General features: G+C 72.8%; 25 protein-coding genes and 1 pseudogene. 19 read left to right on the forward strand and 7 right to left on the reverse strand.

The window, feature by feature from the left end:
- Positions 1-6 precede the first annotated feature (6 nt).
- The 3 genes from ACIBR0_RS26500 to ACIBR0_RS26510 all read right to left on the reverse strand — a co-directional run bounded on the left by ACIBR0_RS26500 (position 7) and on the right by ACIBR0_RS26510 (position 2,830).
- Positions 7-537, reverse strand: a complete 531-nt coding sequence (locus ACIBR0_RS26500; RefSeq protein ID WP_396720092.1) for a DinB family protein — start codon at positions 535-537, stop codon at positions 7-9.
- A gap of 114 nt (positions 538-651) precedes the next feature.
- Positions 652-1,092, reverse strand: a complete 441-nt coding sequence (locus tag ACIBR0_RS26505; protein WP_396720094.1) for a MarR family winged helix-turn-helix transcriptional regulator — start codon at positions 1,090-1,092, stop codon at positions 652-654.
- Positions 1,093-1,117: 25 nt separating this feature from the next.
- Complete coding sequence (locus tag ACIBR0_RS26510) at positions 1,118-2,830, reverse strand: alkaline phosphatase D family protein (RefSeq protein ID WP_396720096.1); 1,713 nt, start codon at positions 2,828-2,830, stop codon at positions 1,118-1,120.
- 150 nt (positions 2,831-2,980) lie between these two features.
- Between ACIBR0_RS26510 and ftsY the strand changes: the two genes are divergently transcribed.
- From ftsY to ffh, 6 genes are all read left to right on the forward strand, one after another.
- Complete coding sequence (gene ftsY / locus ACIBR0_RS26515; RefSeq protein WP_357034878.1) at positions 2,981-4,168, forward strand: signal recognition particle-docking protein FtsY; 1,188 nt, start codon at positions 2,981-2,983, stop codon at positions 4,166-4,168.
- A 7-nt stretch (positions 4,169-4,175) separates the two neighbouring features.
- The gene (locus ACIBR0_RS26520) at positions 4,176-5,039 is read left to right on the forward strand and encodes an aminoglycoside phosphotransferase family protein (protein ID WP_357034881.1); all 864 of its coding nucleotides are present in this window, start codon (positions 4,176-4,178) and stop codon (positions 5,037-5,039) included.
- 241 nt (positions 5,040-5,280) lie between these two features.
- Positions 5,281-6,681, forward strand: coding sequence for an ammonium transporter (locus ACIBR0_RS26525; protein WP_396720098.1), 1,401 nt, complete (start codon positions 5,281-5,283; stop codon positions 6,679-6,681).
- A gap of 25 nt (positions 6,682-6,706) precedes the next feature.
- Positions 6,707-7,045: a P-II family nitrogen regulator gene (locus tag ACIBR0_RS26530; RefSeq protein ID WP_170285500.1), complete on the forward strand. Its 339-nt coding sequence runs from the start codon at positions 6,707-6,709 to the stop codon at positions 7,043-7,045.
- Positions 7,046-7,060: 15 nt separating this feature from the next.
- Entirely contained in the window at positions 7,061-9,385 is a 2,325-nt protein-coding gene (locus ACIBR0_RS26535; RefSeq protein ID WP_396720100.1) for a [protein-PII] uridylyltransferase, read from the forward strand.
- 190 nt (positions 9,386-9,575) lie between these two features.
- Positions 9,576-11,132, forward strand: coding sequence for a signal recognition particle protein (gene ffh / locus ACIBR0_RS26540; RefSeq protein ID WP_396720102.1), 1,557 nt, complete (start codon positions 9,576-9,578; stop codon positions 11,130-11,132).
- A 42-nt stretch (positions 11,133-11,174) separates the two neighbouring features.
- Here the strand turns inward: ffh and rpsD are convergent, their stop codons facing one another.
- Complete coding sequence (gene rpsD / locus ACIBR0_RS26545; protein ID WP_396720104.1) at positions 11,175-11,786, reverse strand: 30S ribosomal protein S4; 612 nt, start codon at positions 11,784-11,786, stop codon at positions 11,175-11,177.
- Between the two features lie 146 nt (positions 11,787-11,932).
- Between rpsD and ACIBR0_RS26550 the strand changes: the two genes are divergently transcribed.
- On the forward strand, positions 11,933-13,012 hold the full coding sequence (locus ACIBR0_RS26550; protein ID WP_396720106.1) for an amidohydrolase family protein: 1,080 nt from the start codon (positions 11,933-11,935) through the stop codon (positions 13,010-13,012).
- A gap of 151 nt (positions 13,013-13,163) precedes the next feature.
- Here ACIBR0_RS26550 and ACIBR0_RS26555 read toward each other — a convergent pair whose 3' ends face one another.
- Complete coding sequence (locus ACIBR0_RS26555; protein ID WP_396720108.1) at positions 13,164-13,760, reverse strand: TetR family transcriptional regulator; 597 nt, start codon at positions 13,758-13,760, stop codon at positions 13,164-13,166.
- A 220-nt stretch (positions 13,761-13,980) separates the two neighbouring features.
- Between ACIBR0_RS26555 and proS the strand changes: the two genes are divergently transcribed.
- The 12 genes and pseudogenes from proS (at position 13,981) to ACIBR0_RS26615 (ending at position 22,352) form a co-directional block, all read left to right on the forward strand.
- The gene (gene proS / locus ACIBR0_RS26560; protein WP_396720110.1) at positions 13,981-15,387 is read left to right on the forward strand and encodes a proline--tRNA ligase; all 1,407 of its coding nucleotides are present in this window, start codon (positions 13,981-13,983) and stop codon (positions 15,385-15,387) included.
- Between the two features lie 73 nt (positions 15,388-15,460).
- Positions 15,461-16,108 carry a DUF402 domain-containing protein gene (locus ACIBR0_RS26565; protein ID WP_396720112.1) on the forward strand — a complete coding sequence of 216 codons (648 nt, stop codon included), beginning with the start codon at positions 15,461-15,463 and terminating at the stop codon, positions 16,106-16,108.
- Positions 16,109-16,353: 245 nt separating this feature from the next.
- Positions 16,354-16,884, forward strand: coding sequence for a 30S ribosomal protein S16 (gene rpsP / locus ACIBR0_RS26570; RefSeq protein WP_396720114.1), 531 nt, complete (start codon positions 16,354-16,356; stop codon positions 16,882-16,884).
- On the forward strand, positions 16,859-17,119 hold the full coding sequence (locus tag ACIBR0_RS26575; RefSeq protein WP_172862164.1) for an RNA-binding protein: 261 nt from the start codon (positions 16,859-16,861) through the stop codon (positions 17,117-17,119). Before rpsP ends, ACIBR0_RS26575 begins: the two co-directional genes overlap by 26 nt.
- Positions 17,119-17,676 carry a ribosome maturation factor RimM gene (gene rimM, locus ACIBR0_RS26580; RefSeq protein ID WP_396720116.1) on the forward strand — a complete coding sequence of 186 codons (558 nt, stop codon included), beginning with the start codon at positions 17,119-17,121 and terminating at the stop codon, positions 17,674-17,676. Before ACIBR0_RS26575 ends, rimM begins: the two co-directional genes overlap by 1 nt.
- A 14-nt stretch (positions 17,677-17,690) precedes the next feature.
- On the forward strand, positions 17,691-18,464 hold the full coding sequence (gene trmD, locus ACIBR0_RS26585) for a tRNA (guanosine(37)-N1)-methyltransferase TrmD (RefSeq protein ID WP_357036316.1): 774 nt from the start codon (positions 17,691-17,693) through the stop codon (positions 18,462-18,464).
- Between the two features lie 144 nt (positions 18,465-18,608).
- Entirely contained in the window at positions 18,609-18,965 is a 357-nt protein-coding gene (gene rplS / locus ACIBR0_RS26590) for a 50S ribosomal protein L19 (protein WP_030335223.1), read from the forward strand.
- 184 nt (positions 18,966-19,149) lie between these two features.
- Positions 19,150-20,021, forward strand: a pseudogene (gene lepB / locus ACIBR0_RS26595) (signal peptidase I).
- A 9-nt stretch (positions 20,022-20,030) separates the two neighbouring features.
- The gene (lepB, locus tag ACIBR0_RS26600; RefSeq protein WP_396720118.1) at positions 20,031-20,666 is read left to right on the forward strand and encodes a signal peptidase I; all 636 of its coding nucleotides are present in this window, start codon (positions 20,031-20,033) and stop codon (positions 20,664-20,666) included.
- Positions 20,667-20,725: 59 nt separating this feature from the next.
- Entirely contained in the window at positions 20,726-21,226 is a 501-nt protein-coding gene (locus ACIBR0_RS26605) for an NUDIX hydrolase (protein WP_396720120.1), read from the forward strand.
- Positions 21,220-22,032: a ribonuclease HII gene (locus ACIBR0_RS26610; RefSeq protein ID WP_396720122.1), complete on the forward strand. Its 813-nt coding sequence runs from the start codon at positions 21,220-21,222 to the stop codon at positions 22,030-22,032. Before ACIBR0_RS26605 ends, ACIBR0_RS26610 begins: the two co-directional genes overlap by 7 nt.
- Positions 22,029-22,352: a DUF2469 domain-containing protein gene (locus ACIBR0_RS26615; RefSeq protein ID WP_011905215.1), complete on the forward strand. Its 324-nt coding sequence runs from the start codon at positions 22,029-22,031 to the stop codon at positions 22,350-22,352. Before ACIBR0_RS26610 ends, ACIBR0_RS26615 begins: the two co-directional genes overlap by 4 nt.
- 165 nt (positions 22,353-22,517) lie before the next feature.
- On the opposite strand, the gene ACIBR0_RS26620 is transcribed toward ACIBR0_RS26615, so the two are convergent.
- Together ACIBR0_RS26620 and ACIBR0_RS26625 are read right to left on the reverse strand one after the other, a co-directional pair.
- On the reverse strand, positions 22,518-23,624 hold the full coding sequence (locus ACIBR0_RS26620) for a sulfite oxidase (RefSeq protein ID WP_396720125.1): 1,107 nt from the start codon (positions 23,622-23,624) through the stop codon (positions 22,518-22,520).
- Positions 23,625-23,686: 62 nt separating this feature from the next.
- Positions 23,687-24,316, reverse strand: coding sequence for a methyltransferase domain-containing protein (locus ACIBR0_RS26625; protein WP_396720127.1), 630 nt, complete (start codon positions 24,314-24,316; stop codon positions 23,687-23,689).
- Positions 24,317-24,328 lie beyond the last annotated feature (12 nt).

The following is a 24,328-nucleotide window of genomic DNA, read 5'->3' on the forward strand; positions in this document are numbered from 1 at the left end:
ACCTGCTCAGTCGCCGGTGGCGCCGTCGATGCGCTCCCGGATCAGGTCAGCGTGCCCGTTGTGCCGGGCGTACTCCTCGATCATGTGGACGTAGACCCAGCGCAGGCTGACCTGGTGCTCGCTGCCGTCCCGGCGGCGCAGCGTGAACTCCTCGCCCAGGTCGTGCCCGGCGGCGGCCGCGTCGGCGGCCGCGATCTCGGCCCGGAAGGCGGCGAACTCGGCCTCCGGGTCGGCGGTGGACACGGTGGTGAACTCGGCGTCCGGGTCGGCCGCCCAGTCGTGCAGCTCGGGCAGGTCCTCCCCGGCGAAGCGCTGCCGGAACCAGGCCCGCTCCACGACGGTCATGTGCCGGACCAGACCGAGCAGGTTGAGCCCGGACGGCTCGACGCTCGCGGTCCGCAACTGCTCGGCGGTCAGCCCCGCGCACTTGTGCAGCAGGGTGTCGCGATGGTAGTTGAGCCAGCCCTCCAGCATGGTGCGCTCGTCACCGAGGAAGGGCTCGTGCCGACGGTTGATCTCAGGTGCTCTCCAGGTCATGCCGGCCATCCTTGCGTCCGGGTCCGACATCCGGCGACCCGATTTACCCCTCCGGAGTGTGAGGAAGGGAACCTTTACCACGCGAGGCGTTAAGAAGGGGCCCTTCCTTTCACCTCAGAAGTAGTTTTCGTTGAAGCGGTTGAGCAGCCGCGCGAAGTCCTCCACGTCGCGGGTCGGCCAGTCCTCCAGCGTGCGGTGGAACCGGTCCAGCCGGCCCTCCCGCGCCACGTCGAACCGCCGCTGCCCCTCGTCGGTCAGGCTCAGCCCCCAGGCCCGGCGGTCGTCCGGGTCCGGGTCGCGCCGGACCAGCCCCAGTTCCTCCAGCGCCTGGATCTGCCGGCTCAGCGTCCCCTTGCCGATGCCCAGTTGGGCGGCCAGGTCGGTGAGCCGGACCGAGTCGGTGCGGCGCAGCCAGAGCAGCAGCCCGTACGCGTTCGGCTCCAGGTTGGGGTGCACCTGACGGGCGATCTCCCAGGAGACCGCGCGGCTGCGGCGCAACAGCGCGGTCAACTCGTGCTCCACCGCGCGCACCGTCTCCGGCGGGTGTTCCGTCACGGGTACCGAGGGTACGGTCTCCCGCTCAGCCGGCGTCGGTCAGTCGGCGTCGCATCACCGGTCGCAGGTGCCCGTCGGCGGTGGTGCCCTCCATGGTCACCTCGGCGGTGCGCCCGCTGTGCGTCAGCGTCGCCACCGCGTTGCCGAAGTACGGCCCGGCCAGCTTCCGCCACCGCACCGGCGACCGGCGTACCCCCGCGGCGCGGGCGAGCGCCCGGGTGGCCCCGGACGGCCCGGCGGACCACCCCATCCGCATCAGCGGGCGGATGCCGGCGGGCACCTGGTTGTGGATGGGCGAACAGGTGAGCTGGTGCACGGGGGTGGCCACGTCGGCGTCGGTGAACCGGACCCGGGCCACGTACGAGTGGTGCACGTCGCCGGAGAGCACGCTGATCGAGGCCGGTGGCGCGTACGCCGGCCCGGCGCCGACCCGGTCGCCCGACTGGCCCGGCGTGCCGGCGCCGATCCGGGCGAACAGTGCGCCCAGCGCCTCGAAGGAGCGGCGGAAGGCGGCCCAGTGCTCCAGGTCCAGCCCTCGGCGCAGCCTCTCGGCGAGCCCGGCGACCCATCGGCGCGGCGAGTCGGCGAGCTTCTCGTTCCACGCCTCCACGTGGTGGATGCCCGGCGGGAGCAGCCACGGCAGTGAGGAGCCCACGACGAGGTGGTCGTACACGCCGTGGGCCTGGTCGAGGAACCAGGACCACTCGCCCGGCGGCAGCATGGCCCGTTGCCCCCGGTCCAGGACACGGCTGCACCGGTTGTCCAGCATCACCAGGCGGGTCCGGCCGAGGTCGAGCGCGTAGCTCCACTGGTACTGCGCCGCCCGCCACCGCTCGGTGTCGTGGGCTTGGTCGGACTCCTGGTCGACCCGGTGGCCGAACTCCTTCAGCACGCCGGTCGCGTCCTCGGCGGCGACGACCTTGGCGTAGACCGGATCAGCCGCGATCTCGTCGGGGGAGAGGTTGCCCAGGTGCTGGTAGACCCAGTACGAGGCGAGGCCGCTGCCGATCCGCTCGGCCCACCACGCCTGCTCGCGCATCTCCGCCCGCCACGAGGCGGACGTGTTCCAGTCGTCGATGATCTCGTGGTCGTCGAAGATCATCACGCTGGGCACGGTGGAGAAGAGCCAGCGGATCTCCGGGTCGCGCCAGGACTCCAGGTAGAGCTTGGTGTACTCGTCGAAGCTGACCACCTGGTCCCTCGGTGCGTCCTTCGGCCGCCGCCGGCGCCGCTTGAGTAGCCGCTTCACCGTCGGCGAGGTCTCGTCGGCGTAGACCTGGTCACCGAGGAGCACCAGCAGGTCGGGCAGGTCGGCCGGGTCCGGGTCCGCGATCAACCGCCGGGCGTACGCGTCCAGCGCGTCCGGCGGCAGCTTCCGCGCGGTGGCGTGCTGGGTGGTCTCCCGGCACGAGCCGAAGATCAGCCGGACCGGCTGGTCGAGGTCGTCGGCGGCCCGGGTGCGGATGACGCTCGGCGGGAACCCGGCGCGCGGCACCGGCCAGGCGACCTCGTCGTCGATCAGCACCTCGTACGTCGTCGCGCTGTCGGGAGTGAGGCCGCTCACGACGACGAGGGCGTAGTGGTGGTCGTACGCCGAGAAGGTGGGCGCGCTGCCGGTGGCGCCGTCGGCCGTGCGGACGGTGACCACCGCGGGCGCGCTGGTCTCGACCCAGACGGTCGCCCGCGTGTCGACCACCCGCCGGAGCAGGGGGCCGATGAGCAGGTGTGCGGCGGGCATGGCGGACCTCCAGGTGAACGGGCTTCATCTTTACTACCCCGCCGGCGGTCGCACCACTGCTGGCTGACGTCGAGATTACCGCCGTCGGTGCGGGGGTGCGGAGAGAGCGGTGGTGAAGACGCGGTGGTCCCCATCTGACAGGATTCCGGCATGACGGAATACCTCCTCATCGCACTCGCCCTGCTCGGCGTGCTGATCCTCGGTGCCATCGGGCTGGTCGTGCCGCGGCTGCGGCGGCGCCCGGAGCCGCCGCTGCCGAGAACGGAGGTCGACACCCGGGCGGAGGAGGATCTCGCCGGCCCGCCGGTGCTCGCGCCGGAGGCGGAGATATCCACCGGAATCCTGGTCGAGCCGCCGGTCGTCGAGGCGCCGCCGCCCACGCTGGAGGTCCCCGAGCCGACCGCCGGGCGGCTGGTCCGGCTGCGCTCCCGGCTGTCCCGCTCGCAGAACGTCTTCGGCAAGAGCCTGCTCGGCCTGCTCAGCCGCGACCACCTGGACGAGGACACCTGGGAGGAGATCGAGGACAGCCTGATCACCGCCGACGTCGGCATCGACTCCACCCGCGAGATCGTCGACCGCCTCCGCGAGCGCACCCGCGTGCTGGGCACCCGCTCGGGCTCCGAGCTGCGCGCGCTGCTCGCCGCCGAGCTGGTCAACGCCCTCGACCCGAGCCTGGACCGGTCCCTGCACACCGCGCCCAAGGAGGGCGTGCCCGCGGTGCTGCTGGTCGTCGGTGTCAACGGCGCCGGCAAGACCACGACCTGCGGCAAGATCGCCCGTGTGCTGGTCGCCGACGGCCGCAGCGTGATCCTCGGCGCCGCCGACACCTTCCGCGCCGCCGCCGCCGATCAGTTGGAGACCTGGGCCGGCCGGGTCGGCGCGGAGACCGTCCGTGGCCCCGAGGGCGCGGACCCGGCCAGCGTCGCGTTCGACGCGGTCAAGCGGGGCATCGAGACCGGCGTCGACACGGTCCTCATCGACACCGCCGGTCGCCTGCAGAACAAGGTCGGCCTGATGGACGAGCTGGGCAAGGTCAAGCGGGTCGTGGAGAAGCACGGCCCGATCGACGAGACCCTGCTGATCCTCGACGCCACCACCGGACAGAACGGTCTGGAGCAGGCCCGGGTCTTCACCGAGGTGGTGAAGGTGACCGGCGTGGCGCTGACCAAGCTCGACGGCACCGCCAAGGGCGGCATCGTCATCGCCGTCCAGCGGAAGCTGGGCATTCCGGTGAAGCTGGTGGGGCTCGGCGAGGGCAAGGACGACCTGGCCCCCTTCGACCCCGCGCAGTTCGTCGACGCGCTGCTGGGGACCGAAGCCCCCGGACGGGACGCGTAACCTCGCAGTGACGACCGACGATCGCGCCTACGCCGGGTGGCGCGACCCCCGCCACCCGGCGCCGCGCCTCGGGAGACCGTACGTGACTTCGCAGGAGATCCCGCTGCACGGCGGGAACGTGAGCACCGTGGTCCGGGTCGGCGACACGGTCCGCCGCAACGCCGGCCCGTGGACACCGTCCGTGCACGCGCTCCTGCGCCACCTGGAGTACGTCGGGTTCACCGGCGCCCCCCGCGCCCTCGGCATGGACGAGCGCAACCGGGAGGTCCTGTCGTACCTGGAGGGGGAGTGCGGGGAGTACCCGCTGGCCCCGCACTGGGTCACCGACGAGGCCCTGGTGACCGTGGCGACCATGCTGCGGATGTTTCACGACGCGCAGTACGGCTTCGTCCCGCCGCCGCAGGCGGTGTGGCGCTCGTTCGGCCCGCCGCCGCCGGACACCGAGGTGATCTGTCACCACGACGCCGCACCCCACAACGTGATCTGGCGACCGGACGGCACCCTCGGGCTGATCGACTTCGACCTCGCCTCGCCCGGCGCGCGGATCTACGACGTCGCGTACGCGGCCTGGACCTGGGTGCCGATCTTCTCCGACCGGGACTCCATCACCCTCGGGTGGAAACGGCCCGACCGGCCCCGCCGACTGCGGCTCTTCGCCGACGCGTACGGGCTGATCCCGCGGGACCGGCACCGGCTGATCCGGACCATCCGCAAGCGGATCGTCGACCACGTCGAGGGGATCCGCCGGATGGCCGCCGCCGGGGAGCCGGCGTTCGTCCGGATCGTGCACCGGGGGCACCTGCGCCGGCCCATGCGGGACCTCCGGCTGCTCGACTACGAACGGCACGCCCTGGAGAACTCGCTCCGCTGACCCTCCGGGGGGCGGTCACGGCCGGTCGGACATCGGCGTACGCCGACCGGCCGATCCACCCCCGTCCATGTCGACGACTGTGCGGTCTTCTTCACACGTACGAAACAAGCCGTCACCGAGTGGAAACCGGTCGGGGACCTTCGATGAAACAGCCGGCGGCGAGGCTTCCGCGCAACCGGCTGACGGGCGATGCTGCCAGGTCTCAGCCGGAGGGAGGACTTCCACACCGAGAGGAGGCAGCGTGGAGATCAACACCGGCAACACCGCCTGGTTGCTCTTGTCGTCTGCGCTCGTGCTGCTCATGACGCCCGGCCTGGCCCTGTTCTACGGCGGCCTGAACCGGTCCAAGGGCGTACTCAACATGATGATGATGAGCTTCTCCGCGATCGGGCTCATCTCTGTTCTTTGGGTCATCTACGGCTTCACCCTGGCGTTCGGCACCAACGACAACGCCGGCCTGAACAACGTGATCGGCAGCTTCACCCAGTACCTCGGCACGGAGACCGACTTCATCGGCGAGGAGTGGCTGTTCCTCGGCGCGGGCACCGGCATCCCGACGTACGTCTTCATGGTCTTCCAGATGATGTTCGCGGTCATCACGGTCGCCCTGATCAGCGGCGCGGTCTCCGACCGGTTGAAGTTCTCCGGCTGGCTGCTGTTCGCCTTCGCCTGGTTCACCCTGGTCTACGTCCCGGTGGCGCACTGGGTCTGGGGCGGCGGCTTCATCGGCGCCAAGATCAAGGCGCTGGACTTCGCCGGTGGCACGGCGGTCCACATCAACGCCGGCGCCGCCGCGCTCGGCCTGGTCCTCGTTCTCGGCAAGCGCATCGGCTGGCCGCGGGAGAGCTTCAAGCCGCACAACGTCCCGCTGGTCGCGCTCGGCGCCGGCCTGCTCTGGTTCGGCTGGTTCGGCTTCAACGCCGGCTCCGAGCTGACCGTCGACGGCACCACCGCCGTCGCCTTCGTCAACACCCAGGTCGCCACGGCCGCCGGCGTGCTCGGCTGGATCATCGTGGAGTGGCTGCGCAACGGGAAGCCGACCCTGGTCGGCGCCTCCTCCGGAGCCATCGCCGGCCTGGTCGCCATCACCCCGGCGTGTGGCTTCATCGCCCCGCTCCCGGCGGTGCTGCTCGGCCTCATCGCCGGGGCGGTCTGCGCGGTGGCGGTCGGCCTGAAGTACAAGCTCGGCTTCGACGACTCGCTCGACGTGGTCGGCGTGCACTTCGTCGCCGGCTGGATCGGCTCGCTGTTCATCGGCTTCTTCGCCACCCTCCAGGTCAACTCGGCCATCGAGGGCCTCGGCGCCAGCGAGGGGCTCTTCTACGGCGGCGGTGTCACCCAGCTCGGCCGGCAGGCGCTGGCCAGCGGCATCGTCTCGGTCTACTCGTTCGGGGTCGCGGTGGTCCTCGCGCTGGCCGTCAAGGCGATCATCGGCCTGCGGTCCGACGCCGAGGACGAGGTCGCCGGCATCGACGTGGCCGAGCACGCGGAGAGCGCGTACGACCTCTCGCCGACCACCGGCAGCAGCAGTGGCGGTGCGTTCGCGATGGCCGGGCTCACCGCGGGCGGCAAGGCGGCGGACGAGCCGGCGGCGCCGGCCGAACCGGCCACCGGGCCGGTCAACGAGAAGGTCGCCGGTTAACGTTCCTGGGATGGAGGGGTTGGACATGAAGCTGGTGACCGCGGTCATCAAGCCGTACCAGCTGGACGCGGTGAAGGAGGCCCTGCACGCCCTCGGCGTGGCCGGCCTGACCGTCAGCGAGGTCCAGGGGTACGGCCGGCAGAAGGGGCACACCGAGGTCTACCGGGGTGCCGAGTACACGGTCGAGTTCCTGCCCAAGATCCGGGTCGAGGTGCTCACCGACGAGATGGACGTTGACAAGATCGTGGACGCCATCGTCGCCGCCGCCCGGACGGGCAAGATCGGCGACGGCAAGGTCTGGGTCACCGGCGTCGAGGAGGTCGTCCGGGTCCGTACCGGCGAACGCGGCCTCGACGCCCTGTAGGGGAGTCCCGAACCGATGACCTCGTTGATCAAGGGGAATGCGTCAGAGAAGACCGGCGACGGTGACGCGAACCCCTTGATCAACGGGGTCGTCGGCCTGCCCGGGGGGATCGGGGAGGGGGCGCGGGGGGCGCGGGCGGACGCGTTCGATGCCTGGTTGGGTGGGTTGCTGCCGGAGCGGGCGGGGGTGGCGTTGGTCGCCGTCGGGGGGCTGGGGCGGCGGCAGTGCGCGCCGTACGGGGACGTCGACCTGGTGCTGGTGCACGCCGGGGTGGCCGGCGTGGACGAGCTGGCCGCCTCGCTCTGGTACCCGATCTGGGACGCCGGCCTGCGGCTGGACCACTCCGTGCGTACCGTCGCCGAGGCGCTCTCGGTGGCCCAGGACGATGTCAAGGTGGCCACCGGGCTGCTCGACGCGCGGCTGGTCGCCGGTGACGCGGCCCTCGCCGACGCGCTGGCACGTACCGCGACCGACCACTGGCGGCGTACCGCCGTCCGGCAGCTGTCCGGGCTGCGGGAGATCACCGCCGCCCGGTGGGAGGCCCACGGCGAACTCGCCTTCCTGCTGGAGGGCGACCTCAAGGAGGCCGCCGGCGGGCTGCGCGACGTGGGCGTCCTGCGGGCGATCGCCACCGCCGGGATCACCGACGCGCTGCGCCCGGCGGTCCGCGCCGCCCACCTGCGCCTGCTCGACACCCGCGACGCCCTGCACCAGCAGGTCGGCCGTCGGGCGGACCGTCTCCTCGCCCAGGAACGCGACGGGGTGGCCGCGCTGCTCGGCCTTCGCCAGCTACCGGCCGGTGGGCCCGACGCCGGTGCGGAACCCGTCGTCGCCGACGGCGACGTCCTGCTGCGCCGGGTCGCCGGTGACGCCCGCACCGTCCGCCACGCCCTCGACGACGCCTTCCGGGCCGCCGACCGGCTCCGCGCCGGCCGCCGCCGGGGCACCGACGGCCGTCCGGCCCGCCGTCCCGTCGCCCGGGACGTGGTCGAGCAGGACGGGGAACTGGTGCTCGCCCGCACCGCCATCGGCGCCCGCCCCGACCCGAGCCTGTCGCTGCGCGTCGCCGCCGCGTCGGCGGCCACCCGCCTGCCGATCGCCCGGGCCACCTGCGAGTGGCTCGCCGCGTACTGCCCGCCGCTGCCGGCCCCGTGGCCCGCCGACGCCCGCGCCGCGCTCGTCACCCTGCTCGGCGCCGGTCCCGGCCTGGTGCCCGCCTGGGAGACCTGCGACCGGTACGGGCTGATCGACGGCTGGCTGCCCGAGTGGACGCGGCTGCGCAGCCTGCCCCAGCACAACCCGGTGCACCGGTTCACCCTGGACCGGCACCTGGTGCAGACCGCGTACGAGGCCGGGCGGCACACCCGCGAGGTGGACCGGCCCGACCTGCTGCTGCTCGGCGCCCTCCTGCACGACATCGGCAAGGGGCTGCCGGGGGACCACAGCCGGGTCGGCGTGCCGCTGGCCGAGGCGGTGGCCACCCGGATCGGCCTGCCCGAGCCGGAGGTGGCGCTGATCGGCACGCTGGTCCGCCTGCACCTGCTCCTGCCCGACGTGGCCACCCGGCGGGACCTCTCCGACCCGAAGACCGTCGCCGGTGTCGCCGAGGCGGTCGGCGACACCACCACGCTGGACCTGCTGCACGCCCTGGTCCGCGCCGACGCCGCCGCCACCGGCCCGGCCGCCTGGTCGGACTGGAAGGGGCGGCTGATCGCCGAACTCGTCGCCCGGGTGCGTACCGCCCTGGACACCGGAGCGCTGCCCGCCCCGCCCGCACCCGATCCCGCGCTGGTCGCGGGGCCGCTGCCGGTCGTACACCTGACCGCCGACGGGGTGGCGGTGGCCGCGGCGGACCGGCGCGGCCTGCTCGCGACGGTGGCCGGGTGCCTGGCGCTGCACCGGCTGGAGGTCCTCTCCGCCGACGCCGCCACGGTCGACGGCCGGGCCCTGGTGCAGTTCCGGGTGCAGCCGCGCTACGGCCTCGCGCCGGATCCGATCGCGCTCGGCGCCGACCTGCGCCGCGCGGTCACCGGCGACGTCTCGGTGATCCAGCGACTGCGCGGGCGGGCCCTCGCCGCACGAGGGTCGGGCGCCGCGCCCCGCGTCGTCTGGCACCGCGAGGCGGCCACCGACGCGGTGCTGCTGGAGCTGCGCGCCGCCGACGCGGCGGGCCTGCTCTACCGGGTGGCCTGCGCCCTCGACGAGGCGGGCGCCCAGGTGCGGGCGGCCCGCATCTCCACCCTCGGCGGGGACGTGGTGGACGCCTTCTACCTCACCGGCGGCTGGCCCGACGACGACACCCGCGCCCGCGTGGAGACCGCCGTCCTCGCCGCGGTGTAAGGAAGGGCACCCTGTTAACGCCTGCGGTAGAGGAAGGGTCCCCTCTTAACGACTGCGCCGGGCCGGAGGCGGGCCGGGGTGCGGCCGGCCAGGAGCGGTGGTGCGGACGGGGCGGTTACCCTTGCGGGTGGTCGGTCACCTCGCCCGGCCGTGCTGCGCTCACCGGAACACTGACAAACGGGATGTTCGCGTGTTTGACACCTTGAGTGACCGCCTGTCCGGGATCTTCACCAAGCTCCGCGGCAAGGGTCGGCTCACCGACGCCGACATCGACGCCACCGCGCGCGAGATCCGCATGGCGTTGCTGGAGGCGGACGTCGCCCTGCCGGTGGTCAAGGGCTTCATCGCCAACCTCAAGGAACGGGCCCGCGGCGCGGAGGTCTCCGAGGCGCTCAACCCGGCGCAGCAGATCATCAAGATCGTCAACGACGAGTTGATCAACGTCCTGGGCGGCGAGGGGCGGCGGCTCCAGTTCGCCAAGCAGCCGCCGACCGTGATCATGCTGGCGGGCCTCCAGGGCTCCGGTAAGACCACCCTCGCCGGCAAGCTGGCCCGCTGGCTCAAGGCGCAGGGCCACCAGCCGCTGCTGGTCGCCGCCGACCTCCAGCGCCCCAACGCCGTCGGGCAGCTCCAGGTGCTCGGTGGCCGCGCCGGCGTCGAGGTGTACGCCCCGGAGCCCGGCAACGGCACCGGCGACCCCGTCCAGGTGGCGCGCGCCTCCATCGAGCACGCGAGGCGTGCCGCCCGCGACATCGTCATCGTGGACACCGCCGGCCGCCTCGGCATCGACGCCGAGATGATGCAGCAGGCCGCCGACATCCGCGACGCCGTCGACCCCGACGAGGTCATCTTCGTCATCGACGCGATGGTCGGTCAGGACGCCGTCCGCACCGCCGAGGCGTTCCGCGACGGCGTGGGCATCACGGGCGTGGTCCTCTCCAAGCTCGACGGCGACGCCCGTGGTGGTGCCGCGCTGTCGGTCCGCGAGGTCACCGGGCAGCCGATCCTCTTCGCCTCCACCGGCGAGAAGCTGGAGGACTTCGACGTCTTCCACCCCGACCGGATGGCCAGCCGGATCCTCGGCATGGGCGACGTCCTCACTCTGATCGAGCAGGCCGAGCAGGCCTTCGACGAAGATCAGAAAGAGAAGATGACCGCCAAGCTGATGGGCGGCGAGCAGTTCACGCTGGAGGACTTCCTCGACCAGCTCATCGCGGTCCGTCGGATGGGCCCGATCGCCAACGTGCTGGCCATGATGCCCGGCATGGGGCAGATGAAGGACCAGCTCGCCGAGCTGGACGACACGCACTTCGACCGGGTCACCGCGATCATCCGGTCGATGACCCCGGGCGAGCGCACCAACCCGAAGATCATCAACGGGTCCCGCCGGGCGCGCATCGCCAACGGTTCCGGCGTCACCGTCATGGACGTCAACCAGCTGCTCAACCGCTTCGCCGACGCGCAGAAGATGATGAAGCAGATGGGCGGCATGATGGGCCTGCCCGGCGGCGGGCGGCGCAAGGCGACCAAGTCGCCGAAGAACAAGCGCAAGGGCACCAAGGGCGGCAACCGGCCGCGTACCGGCGCGGGCGCCGGCATGCCGGGCGGCTTCCCGGGCGGCATGCCGCAGCTCCCGCCGGGGATGGACCCGAACGACCTGGCCGGTGGGCAGGGGCTGCCGCCGGGCTTCAAGCTTCCGAAGATCGACTTCAACAAGCTCGGCAAGGGCGACCAGCGGCCCCGCTGACCCTGTGCGGGACGGGGCCGCGGTCGTTCGGAGCGGGCACGCTCAGCGCGCGATCGGCTCCTCGGCGCGGACGGCGAGGGGGATGTCCCGCAGCGCGGGCACCTCCTGCCGTCGCGGCTCCCGGGTCAGGGTCGCGGTAAACCGCTCCGGCCTGACCTCCAGGTACGGCGGTGCGTCCTCGTCGGCGTGTTCGGCCATGGCGACGGCGACCGGCGCGCGGCACTGCCGGTCCCGGCGCACCTCGATGGTCTGTCCCGGCTGCACCAGGTACGACGGCCGGTTGACCTTGCCGCCGTCGATGGTGAAGGTGTTGTGGGCGACGAGATCCCGTGCCGCGTCGACCGAGGGCGCGAAGCCGGCCCGGTGCACCAGCGAGTCCATCCGCTGTTCCAACTGGCCGATCAGGTTCTCCGTCGCGTCGCCCGGTTGGCGGCCGGCCGTCACCACCGCTCGGGCCAGCTGCCGCATGCGCAGCCCGTACGCCGCCCGGACCTGCCGCTGGTCGCTGTCGCTCAGTTCGTACCCGCGTGGGGCGCGCCGTGGCCCACCGCGTACGCCGATGGGGTGCCGCTGGCGACGCATCCGGAAGCCGTACGCCGGGTGCAGCGGGAACTCGTCGGTGGGCGAGGGATGTACCTTCGTCCGGACAGCCATCTTTCCTCCCTGAGCTCTCGGGTCCCGTTACCGTCCACCGTCACCGGGTGAGGCGGCCCCACCCGGTCCGGGTGAGCGGACCGGCGACCGCCGCGGGCGGCGGCCCGCCGAGGCGCGGCGGGGGATGATCCGGTAGGACTGTGTGCATGGCTCTGCATGTGCGCGGTGTGCTCCTGCCCGACGACGAGGTCCGGGACCTGTGGCTGGTCGGCGACCGGGTCACCTTCGACCCGGTGCCCGACGCCGAGACCGTCGCCGACGGCGGCTTCGTCCTGCCCGGCCTGACCGACGCGCACTGTCACATCGGCATCGCCCGGGGCGGCGCCCCGATCACCTCCCTCGACCAGGCCCGCGAGCTGGCCCGTATCGACCGGGACGCCGGGGTCCTCGCCATCCGGGACGCCGGCTCCCCGCACCCCTATCCGGAGCTGGAGGACGAGCCGGACCTGCCCCGGCTCGCCCGCGCGGGCCGGCACGTCGCGCCGCCGAAGCGCTACCTGCGCGACATCGGCGTGGAGGTCGGGCCGGCGGAGGTCGCCGCCACGGTGACCGAGCAGGCGGCGGCCGGCAACGGCTGGGTCAAGCTGGTCGGCGACTGGATCGACCGCGGGGTGGGGGACCTGGCGCCGGCCTGGGACGCCGACACCCTGACGGCGGCCGTCGCGGTCGCGCACGCCGCCGGGGTACGCGCGGCGGTGCACACCTTCTCCGAGGCGGCCGTGGAGATCATGGTGCGGGCCGGGGTGGACTCGGTCGAGCACGGCACCGGGCTCAGCCTCGACCTGATCGACCAGATGGCCCGCCAGGGCACCGCCCTGGTTCCGACGATGATCAACATCCGGACGTTCGGCGGGATCGCCGAGCAGGCACGGGCGAAGTTCCCCGGGTACGCCGACCACATGCTCGCCCTGCGCGACCGCTTCCCGGAGGTGGTGCGCGCGGCGTACGAGGCGGGGGTGCCGATCTACGTGGGAACCGATGCCGGCGGCGGGATCGACCACGGGCTGGCCGCCGAGGAGATGCTGCTGCTGCACGAGCAGGCCGGCATGTCCCCGCTCGACGTCCTCGCCGCCGCCTCCTGGGGCGCCCGCGAGTGGCTCGGCTTCCCCGGCCTGGTCGAGGGGGGCCTCGCCGACCTCACCGTGTACCCGGAGGACCCCCGCACCGACCTGCGCGTGGTCCGCACCCCGTCCCGCGTCGTCCTCCGCGGCCGCGTCATCCGCTGACCCCGCCGCGCGGGGCGCAGCGTCCGCCCGTCCGCCCGCATTTTCAGGGAAAGAGTGGTCATTCCACGGCGGATAGCCACTCTTTCCGTGAAACTGCGCCGGTGTCGGGGCGTGGGGGTGGGGCGCGGGGGGGTGGGGGCGTGGGGGGTGGTCAGCGGGTTGGGGTGGTGGACTTGAGGAAGAGGTGGACGGCCAGGTCCGCGAGGGCGCGGGCGGTCTGGTCGACCGGGGCCTGGGGGAGCACGATGTGGCTCACCACCAGGCGGACGGTCGAGTCCGCCGCGAACGCGAGGGCGGCCGGGTCGGCTCCGCGGAGGATGCCGCCGGCCCACTCCAGCAGCGCGCCGGACGCCTCGGTGAGCACCAGGTCGGCCCGGGTGGTCAGGTACGGCAGGAGTTCGTCCGAGCCGCCCCGGGCACTGGTCAGGATCGCCTTGATCAGTGGGTTGTCCGCCGCCTGGGTGAGGGTGTGCCGGATGGCCGCGTACGCGCCGGCGCGGACGTCGGTGCCGTGCGCTCCCAGCGCCGCCCGGACGTCGTCGACGAACCGGTCCACCTCGTGCCGTGCCAGGGCCTCGGCCAGACCCGCCTTGCTGCCGAACTCGTTGTAGACGGTCTGCCGGCTCACCCCGGCCGCGGTCGCGACGGCGCCCATCCGTACGCCGTCCCAGCCGCGCGCGACGGTCAGCGCGCGGGCGGCGGCGACGATGCCGTCCCGGACCGGTGTGGTGCTTCTCGACTCACCCATGGTGGTCGAAGTCTACGGCGGACCGGGGCGCGGACCGTGTGCTGCGCCCTGCCGGTCGGCGCCCGAGAAGCCGTGCCGGCCGGCGCCCGGACGGCCCTGCCGGTCGGCGCCCGGAAAGCCGTGCCGGTCGGCGCCCCAACAGCGGCGGCGGCACGACGCGGGATCCGGGCGGGCCGCCCGATCGCGTCGGTCGGTGGGGAGGCGCATAGGATGTGCGGTCATGGCACGCGTGCTCACTCCCCGTGCGGAGGACTTTCCCCGCTGGTACCAGGACCTGATCGCCAAGGCGAAGCTGGCCGACAACGGCCCGGTCCGGGGGACCATGGTGATCCGACCGGCCGGCTACGCCATCTGGGAGCGGATGCAGGCCGAGATGGACGCCCGGATCAAGGCGGCCGGCGCGGAGAACGCGTACTTCCCGCTGTTCATCCCGGAGAGCTACCTCAAGCGCGAGGCCGAGCACGTCGAGGGCTTCTCGCCGGAGCTGGCCGTGGTCACCCACGGTGGCGGCAAGCAGTTGGCCGAGCCGGTGGTGGTGCGCCCCACCAGCGAGACGGTCATCGGCGAGTTCATGGCCAAGTGGATCGACTCGTACCGGGACCTGCCGCTGCTGCTCAACCAGTGGGCGAACGTGGTCCGCTGGGAGCTGCGCCCCCGGATCTTCCTCCGTACCAGCGAGTTCCTCTGGCAGGAGGGCCACACCGCCCACGCCACCCGCGAGGATGCCCGCGCGTACGCCCGCCGGATCCTGCACGAGGCGTACGAGGACCTGATGGTCAACGTCATCGGCATCCCGGTGGTGGTCGGGCTCAAGACCGCCCGGGAGCGCTTCGCCGGGGCGACCGCCACCTACACGTGCGAAGGCATGATGGGTGACGGCAAGGCTCTCCAGCTGGGTACGAGCCACGAACTGGGACAGAACTTCGCCAAGGCGTTCGACATCAGCTACTCCTCGGCCGAGGGTGGCAGGGAGCTCGCCTGGACGACCTCCTGGGGCACCTCGACCCGGATGCTCGGCGGTCTGATCATGTGCCACGGCGACGACAACGGCCTGCGGGTTCCGCCGAAGCTGGCGCCCGTGCAGGCGTACGTCATGGTCGTCAAGGACGGCGAGGGTGTCGGTGAGGCGGCGGCCAAGCTCCGCGACGGCCTGCGCGACGCCGGTGTCCGGGTCGCGCTCGACGACCGCACCGACACCGCGTTCGGCCGCCGGGCCGTCGACGCCGAGCTGCGCGGCTATCCGGTACGCGTCGAGGTGGGCCCCCGCGACCTGGCCGCCGGCAACGCGGTCGTGGTCCGGCGTACGGACGGCTCGAAGGCTCCGACGCCGGTCGCCGACGTGGTCGGCGCGGTCCTCGCGGCGCTGGACGCGGACCAGAAGACGCTGCACGACCAGGCCCTCGCGAACCGCGAGTCCCGCACGGTGGAGGTCCAGACCCTCGCCGAGGCGATCGAGGCGGCGGCCAACGGCTGGGCGAAGGTGCCGTGGTCGGCGGTCGGCGTGCAGGGCGAGGCCGAGGCCAACGGGCAGGGCGTCACGGTGCGCTGCCTGCTCCGCGCCGACGGCTCGGTGCCGGACTCCGAGGACGAGCCGGACCTGGTCGCCATCCTCGCCCGCGCCTACTGAGGTGTAAGGAAGGGCCCCTTCTTAACGTCTCCGGTAGAGGAGGGGTCCCCTGTTAACAGTTGCGGGTGGTGACGTGCGCTTCGAGCCGGGACGGCTGATCATGCACCGGAACGTCCGGCACGGCCGGATCGGCTGGGTGCGGCCGGCCCGGGTGGTCCTCGACGACGACCGGGGTCTGCTGCTCTGGGTCGCCCGGGACAGCCCGGTGGCGCACGAGGTCACCGAGGCGGGTCTGGGCATGCGGGCGATGCCGTTCGCCGAGTGGGTCACCTCGTCCTACCGGCTGGCGCGGGGGCGGTGGAACGGCCCGCCGCTGCTGAAGTTCCTGCCCACCGGCGCCGCCCACTCGGTCTGGTGGTTCTCCGACGCCCGAGGTCGCTTCGCCGAGTGGTACGTGAACCTGGAGGAACCGGGCGTCCGCTGGGACGACGGGTCGGTCGCCGGGGTGGACATGATCGACCAGGACCTCGACGTGGTCGTCCGCCCCGACCGCAGCTGGGAGTGGAAGGACGAGGAGGAGTTCACCGAGCGGCTGGCCTTCCCCGACCACTACTGGGTGCCCGACCCGGACGCGGTCCGCGCCGAGGGCAAGCGGGTCGTCGCTCGTGCCGAGGCGGGGGAGTTCCCGTTCGACGGCACCTGGTGCGACTTCACCCCGCCCGTCGACTGGACGGCTCCGAGCGAGCTGCCGGCGGGCTGGGACCGGCCGCCGGCCCGCTGACCGGAGACGTGTTTCCGGTCACAGTCCGCGCCCGGTGGGTGACCCGTGCCGGTCCGGTGTGAGAAGTCCCGACCCGATCTGGCAGAATGGCTGGCTGGTATCCGGCGCGTGTCCGGCGCCCTCTAACCCGGGCACGTCCGCCAGTCCACCGAGTAGTCTCCGGCCCAACCCCACTGTGCCGGTCGGCGCTCACCCGTGCACCGCCCCGTTGGGGTCGGTGAGATCGCAACAGGAGCGAAACAACTGTGGCCGTAAAGATCCGGCTCCTGCGGATGGGCAAGATCCGCAACCCGCAGTACCGCATCGTCGTCGCCGACTCGCGCACCAAGCGTGACGGTCGCGCGATCGAGTTCGTGGGCGTGTACCAGCCGAAGGAAGACCCTTCGGTGATCGAGGTCAAGTCGGAGCGGGTCCAGTACTGGCTGTCCGTCGGCGCGCAGCCGAGCGAGGCGGTGCAGCGTCTGCTGGAGCTGACCGGTGACTGGCAGAAGTTCAAGGGCCTGCCGGCCCCGCCGCCGCTGAAGGTCGCCCCGGAGCGGGCCGACCGCAAGGCGGCGTACGAGGCCGAGGCGAAGGCCGCCGCCGGGCTGGCCCCGGAGACCCCGGCCAAGCCGGCCAAGAAGGCCGCCAAGGCGGAGGCCCCGGCCGCGACCGAGGCGCCGAAGACCGAGGCGCCGAAGGCCGAGGCGCCGAAGGCCGAGGCGCCGAAGACCGAGGCTCCGAAGACCGAGGCTCCGGCCGAGGCCCCGGCTGCCGACGCCGGTGAGCAGGCCTGACATGCCACTGCGTCCGGCGTTGGAGCACCTGGTCAAGGGCATCGTCGACCACCCCGATGACGTACGCGTCCGGATGGTCGACTCCCGTCGGGGCAAGCGGCTCGAGGTTCGCGTGCATCCCGAGGACCTCGGCACGGTGATCGGGCGGTCCGGCCGGACCGCCAAGGCGCTGCGCCAGGTGATCGGCTCCATCGGTGGGCGCGGCGTACGCGTCGACATCGTCGACTCGTACTGATGCAGCTCATCGTCGGCAGGATCGGCAAACCGCACGGGATCCGCGGTGAGGTCACCGTGGAGGTGCGGACCGACGAGCCCGAACAGCGTTTCGCCCCGGGCGTGGTGCTACGCACCGAGCCCGGGGCGACGCCTCCGGCCAACCCGGCTGCGGGTCCCGGCGTGGTCTTCCAGGTGCCACCGGAGCTGACCGTGGAGTCGGCCCGGTTCCACCAGGGGCGGCTGCTGGTGGCGTTCGAGGGCGTGCTGGAGCGTGACGTCGCCGAGGCGCTGCGCGGCACCATGCTCCTGGTGGACAGCGCCGACGTCGATCCGCCGGAGGACCCGGAGGAGTTCCACGACCACCAGCTCGTCGGGCTGGCCGTGGTCACGCCGGACGGCGAGCGGCTGGGCGAGGTGGCCCGGATCGACCACGCCCCCGCCTCCGACCTGCTGGTCCTGCGCCGCCCCGAGGGCGGCACCGCGCTGATCCCGTTCGTCAAGGCGATCGTGCCCGAGGTGGACATCGCCGGCGGTCGCGTCGTCGTCGACCCGCCCGGCGGCCTGCTCGACCTCTAGCTGGAGCACCCCGCATGCGCGTCGACATCGTGTCGATCTTCCCCGAGTACTTCGCCCCGCTGGACCTGTCGTTGATCGGCAAGGCCCGGGCCAACGGGACGCTGCGGCTGGCCGTACACGATCTGCGGACCTGGACCCACGACGTGCACCGCACGGTCGACGACACCCCCTACGGCGGCGGCCCGGGCATGGTGATGCGGCCCGAGCCGTGGGGCGAGGCGCTGGACTCCCTCGCCCCGGCGGAGGTCCCGCCGCCCCGGCTGCTGGTGCCCGCCCCCACCGGCGTGCCGTTCACCCAGGCACTGGCGCACGAACTGGCCGCCGAGCCGCACCTGCTCTTCGCCTGCGGCCGGTACGAGGGGATCGACCAGCGGGTACTCGACCACGCCGCCACCCGGATGCCGGTCACCGAGATCTCCCTGGGTGACTACGTGCTCTTCGGCGGCGAGGTGGCCGTGCTGGTCGTCCTGGAGGCGGTCACCCGGCTGCTGCCGGGCGTCCTCGGCAACGCCGGGTCACTGGATGAGGAGTCGCACGCCCACGGCCTGCTGGAAGCACCGATGTACACCAAGCCGGCCACCTGGCGGGGCCTGGACGTGCCCGAGGTGCTCCGCTCCGGCGACCACGGCCGGATCGCCCGCTGGCGGCGTGACGCGGCGCTGACCCGGACCGCGCTGCGCCGGCCGGACATGCTGGCCGCGATCGACCCCGCCGCCCTGGACAAACGGGACGCCGCCGCGCTGGAGAGGGCCGGATTTCAGGTGACCCCCGGGGATGTGGCAAAGTAGGGGGGTTGCCGCATCCGGCCGCGCCGCGGCGGGCTGCGAGGATCCCCGACCGGGGCCGGTGCAAGCCGGCCGCCACCCGGGGATCAGAATCACCCATCCGCGCACCGACTGACGGTGCGCCGTGAGCCTCACGAGGACACAGCGATGAACATCCTGGACGCCCTTGACGCCCAGTCGAAGCGGACCGACCTTCCCGACTTCCGTGCCGGTGACACCGTCAAGGTGCACGCGCGGGTCGTCGAGGGCAACCGGTCCCGTGTTCAGATCTTCCAGGGCGTGGTCATCCGCCGCCAGGGTGACGGCCTGCGGGAGACCTTCTCGGTCCGCAAGGTCAGCTTCGGCGTCGGCGTCGAGCGCACCTACCCGCTCAACGGCCCTGGCATCGACCGGATCGAGGTCGTGACCCGCGGTGACGTCCGCCGCGCCAAGCTCTACTACCTGCGTGAGCTGCGGGGCAAGAAGGCCAAGATCAAGGAGAAGCGCGAGAAGCAGCCCAGCTGACTTCCGGCTCGCCACGCCGCCTGAGCTGCGCGTATGCCGTACCGGCCGGACCGCACTACCCTGGTCGGTACGGGCGCAGCCGGGCGACACCCCCGCCGTGACGCGGGGAGACGTCCACTACCGCCCGGGGGGCCTCGACGAGGTCCCCGGGCGGTAGTGTCATTTCTGGGGACCGGGGAGTGGCGTGGTGCAGACGCTCGACGAGGACGGCACGGTCGATCCGTGGCGCCGGAGAACCCGCCGTGCCCGCCGGCAGATGCCGCTCTGGCAGGAGCTGCCGCTGCTGCTGATCGTGGCGTTCTGCCTGGCCGTGCTGATCCGCACCTTCCTGCTCCAGGCGTTCTTCATCCCGTCGGGCTCGATGGAGGACACCCTCCTCGTCGGCGACCGGGTGCTGGTCAACAAGGTCGTCTACGACGTCCGTGACCCGCTGCGCGGCGAGGTCGTCGTGTTCCGGGGCACCGACCGGTGGGCCCCGCAGGTCGACGAGCAGCCCGACCCCGGGTTCGTCGGCAAGCTCGGCCGCACCGTCGGCGACCTGGTGGGGGTGAGCCGCCCCGGCGAGAAGGACTTCATCAAGCGCGTCATCGGCCTTCCCGGCGACCGGGTGAAGTGCTGCGACGCGCAGGGGCGCGTGCTGGTCAACGGCACCCCCCTGGACGAGCCGTACGTCGTGCGCGACTCGCCACTGGACGTGCCGCCCAACCCACGGGAGTGCCGGTCCCGGCGGTTCGAGGAGGTCGTGGTCCCGCCCGGGCAGATCTTCGTCATGGGTGACCACCGGCTGGTCTCCCAGGACGCCCGCTGTCAGGGGCCGGTGCCCATCGACAACGTGGTGGGCCGGGCCTTCGGCGTGGTCTGGCCGTCGTCGCGGTGGAGTTCCCTGTCCGCCCCGGACACGTTCGCGGACGTCTCCGGGCCCGCCTCGGCGTCCACCGGTGGGCCGTCCCCGGTCCGTCCCACACCCGAGGGCGGTGTCGTGCTGCTCGTCCCGATCTCGGCGGGCCTGGCCGTTCTCGCGCGTTCCGGTCGGTGGCGTCCGGCCGGGCAACGTAGGCTCCTTCCGTGATTGACGAGCAGACCGACAAGCCGCGCAGTTCCTTCTGGAAGGAACTGCCGATTCTTCTCGGCGTGGCGATCCTGGTCGCGGTGCTGGTGCGGGCCTTCGTGCTGCAGACCTTCTTCATCCCGTCGCCCTCGATGGAGAACACGCTCCAGATCGACGATCGGGTGCTGGTCAACAAGCTGGTCTACGACTTCCGGTCGCCGGAGCGCGGCGAGGTCGTCGTCTTCAAGGCGCCGATCGAGTGGAGCGGCAATCCCGACGGCGAGGACTTCATCAAGCGGGTCATCGGCGTGGGCGGCGACCACGTGGTCTGCTGCGACCCGCAGGGGCGCATCACGATCAACGGCAAGCCGCTGGACGAGCCGTATCTGTTCTCGCTCGACGGCGAGCGGGACAAGCCCGCCGACCAGGACTTCGACGTCACCGTGCCGAAGGGTCGGCTCTGGGTGATGGGCGACCACCGCTCCGCCTCCGGCGACTCCCTGCAGCACTGGCAGCAGTCCGGCCAGGACGTCAACGAGGCGACCATCCCCGAGGACAAGGTCGTCGGTCGGGCCTTCACCGTGTTCTGGCCGGTGGACCGGGCCACCTGGCTGAGCGTGCCGGAGCAGTTCGACGGGATCCCCAGGCCCTGAGAGGTCGTCGTTCCGGACACGGCGTGGGCGTTGTCGGCGGTGTCTGGCAGTCTGGGACGGTGACTGTCTACACCCCTCGGCGCGCGGGCCGCGTGCTGCTGGTCGACGCCGCCGGCCGGGTGCTGCTCTTCGAGGGCTTCGACCCGGCCCGCCCCGGGCACCGCTACTGGTTCACCCCCGGCGGAGGGCTGGACCCCGGCGAGACGTACGCGGCCGGCGCGGCGCGGGAGCTGGCCGAGGAGACCGGGCTGCGGCTGCCGCCGGAGGCGTTCGGTGCGCCGGTGCACCTCGAGGTGACGGAGTTCCCGTTCGACGGGGTCTGGTACCGGCAGGAACAGGAGTTCTTCCTGGTCCGGGTCACCTCGCACGAGGTCGACACGGCGGGCTTCAACGAGATCGAGCGTGCCTGCATGCCCGACCACCGCTGGTGGGGCGTCGAGGAGCTGGTCGCGAGCGGCGAGCGGTACTACCCGGCGGACCTGCCGGCCGTGCTCGCCCGCGCGCTGGCCGAGGCCGACAGCCCGGCCGCCGGCACCGGCGTCGGAGGTGGGTCGTGCTGACGCCGCCGCGCACCGTGGTCCGCCGCGAGGCCGGCCTCTACGCGCTGGAGCGAGCGCTGCAGCGGCGCGGCTTCCGGCACGTCGCCGGGGCCGACGAGGCCGGTCGGGGCGCCTGCGCCGGGCCGCTGGTCGCCGCGGCGGCGATCCTGCCCGAGGGGCGGCGCGGGGAGATCGACGGGCTGGCCGACTCCAAGTTGCTCACCCCGGCCAGCCGGGAGCGGGTGTACGACGAGGTGGTGGCCCGCGCCCTGGCGTACGCCGTGGTGGTCATCCCGGCCGCCGAGGTGGACGCCCGGGGCCTGCACGTGTGCAACCTCGCCGCGATGCGCCGGGCCCTGGCCTCGCTGGCCACCCGCCCGGAGTACGTGCTCACCGACGGCTTCGGCGTGGACGGGTTGGACGTGCCGGGGCTGGCGGTGTGGAAGGGCGACCGGGTGGCCGCGTGTGTGGCGGCGGCCAGCGTCCTGGCGAAGGTCACCCGGGACCGGCTCATGGTCGAGTTGGACGGGTCCTTCCCCGGCTACGGGTTCGCCGAGCACAAGGGCTACATCACCCCGGAGCACACGGCGGCGTTGCGGGAGCGCGGGCCGTGCGCGGAGCACCGCTTCTCGTACGTGAACGTGGCCACCGTGTCGGGCCGCGACGGCGCCCCGCCCCGGTCCCGTCGACCGATGGGTGCACGGCCGGACGAGCCGATGGAGCGCTCGTGGGCGCCAGGGGGTACCGTCGGCGTGGCGTTGGGCGAGCAGCCTCGGCCCCCGGCGCCGGTGGGGGAAGATGTGGTCATGGAAGGCGGAGTGCGATGAGCGCGGAAGATCTCGAGAAGTACGAGACCGAGATGGAGCTGCAGCTCTACCGGGAGTACCGCGACATTGTCCGTCAGTTCTCCTACGTGGTGGAGACCGAGCGCCGCTTCTACCTCGCGAACCAGGTCGACCTGCACGTCCGCAACTCCGACGGCGAGGTCTACTTCGAGGTCGAGATGCACGACGCCTGGGTGTGGGACATGTACCGGCCCGCCCGGTTCGTGAAGAACGTGCGGGTGATGACGTTCAAGGACGTCAACGTCGAGGAGCTCGAGAAGCCGGACATCTCGCTGCCGGCCGACTCCGGCTTCGGCAGCTGACCCGCCGCTCCCGCACCCGCCCGGCGGCGTAACCACCGGGCGTCCCCCTCTCGACGGCCCCCACCCGTCGACCACCGCCTCCCTGCGATCCGGCGTGCCTCCGTCCGCCGGTCGCGGCCTGCCCGGGCCGGCGTCGGCGGTCCGCGTCGGGTGCCGGGTCGGCCCTCACTCCCCGAGGACGACGACCTCGACCCGTTGCACCAGGTTGTTGGCGAAGCCACCCCGGTTCCACGGCTGCTCGACCGGCTGGGTGCGGCCGGAGGCGTCGGTGGCCCGCGCCCCGAGCACGTACCGGCCCGGCGTGGGCTCCCAGTCGAGCCACCAGCGCCGCCAGGCGTACGCCCCGCCGGTCGGCTCGTCCAGCCGGGCCGGCGACCAGGTGGCGCCCCCGTCGGTGGTCACCTCCACCGACGCCACCGGCGCGTGGCCGGACCAGGCGCGACCGTCCAGGGTGCACGGCCCCGGCCGGAGCACCCGCGTACGGGACATGAAGTCGGGGAAGCCGGGCGGCCGGACCAGGGCGCGCGGCTCGATCCGGGTCACCGGCACACCCGGGTCGTCGGCGTCCTGCCGCAGCCGGTAGGCCACCGCGTTCTGGTAGCCCTCGAACGGCTCGGTGCGCACGCTGACCGAGCGCAGCCACTTGACGTGCGCCATGCCGTACCAGCCGGGCACGATCAGCCGCAGCGGTGCGCCGTGCTGCGGGAGCAGGGGGGCGCCGTTCATCTCGTACGCCAGCAGCACCTCCTCCCGCAGCGCGTCGTCGACCGGCAGCGCCCGCTGGTAGTCCTGCTCGACCCCGCGCTCGACGCCGTGGTCGGCGCCGGTGAACACCACGTCCACCGCGTCCGCGCCGAGGCCCGCCTCACGCAGCAGCGGCGCCAGCGGCGTCCCCGTCCACTCGGCGTTGCCGACGGCCTCGACCAGCCAGGGCTGGCTGACCGGCCGGGGGTGCAGCAGGGCGCGGCCGTTGCCGGCGCACTCCAGGGTCACCCGGTGGGTCACCCGGGGGCGCTCGCGCAGCGCCGCCAGGTCGAGGGCGAGCGGCCGGTCCACCGCGCCGTCGACGGTCAGCACGTGCGTCGTCGGGTCCACGTCCGGGATGTCGTAGTGGATCAGCAGGTAGTGCAGACCGGCCGGGGTGACGTCGTAGCGCAGGGCTTCCAGCGGGATGCCGTGGTTGCGGGCGGCCAGCTGGAGTTCCTCCGGGCTGATCGCCTCGTCCGGCTCGGCCAGCCGCGACGGCCGGCTCACCTCGTCCACAGTGGTCATCGTGGTCTCCCCGGGGGTGGGTGGCGGTGCCACCAGCCTAGACGGCGGGCTTCCGAGGCGTCCTAGCCGACGAACGCGAACATTCGCGCGCCACGTTCCAGGGGTCGGGGGGTACCGGTGAAGCGGTGTACGCCGACCCCGACGCCGTCGGCCGGCGTGCTGACCGCCACCGGCGTGAAGCCCTCCTCCGCGTACCACTCCGCGATGGTGGGGACCAGGTCGGGGCTGTTGCGGTGCCGGGTCCAGAGGACCGTGCCGCCGGTCGCGCAGAGCGCCGCGCAATGCCGGACGGTGGTCCGGATGTCGGCGTCGCTGATGTTGCCGAACACGCCGCAGACCAGGACGAGGTCCGCCGGAGCCAGGTCGGCGTAGAGGTCGGTGCGCGCGGCGTCGCCGACCACCACCTCGACCCCGGTCAGGCCGGCGGCGTCGACGGCCGTCCGGGCGATCTCCGCGTTGCGCGGGTCCAGCTCGACCAGCCGGGCGGTCACGTCGTCGCGGCGGGGATGCGCCGCCAGCACCGGAACGAGGTCGCGGCCCTGGCCGGCACAGAGGCTGACCGCCCGCAGCGGGCCGGGAGGAGCCTGGTCCAGCGCCTCACGGACCCACCGCCGCACCTCCCGCAGCCGGCGGGTCAGCGCCGACTCCGGGTCGTCGTAGTCCTCGTGCCAGGCGTACCAGTCCCGCGTCACCGGCCCAGCCTA

It is taken from the genome of Micromonospora sp. NPDC049497 (assembly GCF_044465805.1).
Lineage (GTDB): Bacteria > Actinomycetota > Actinomycetes > Mycobacteriales > Micromonosporaceae > Micromonospora.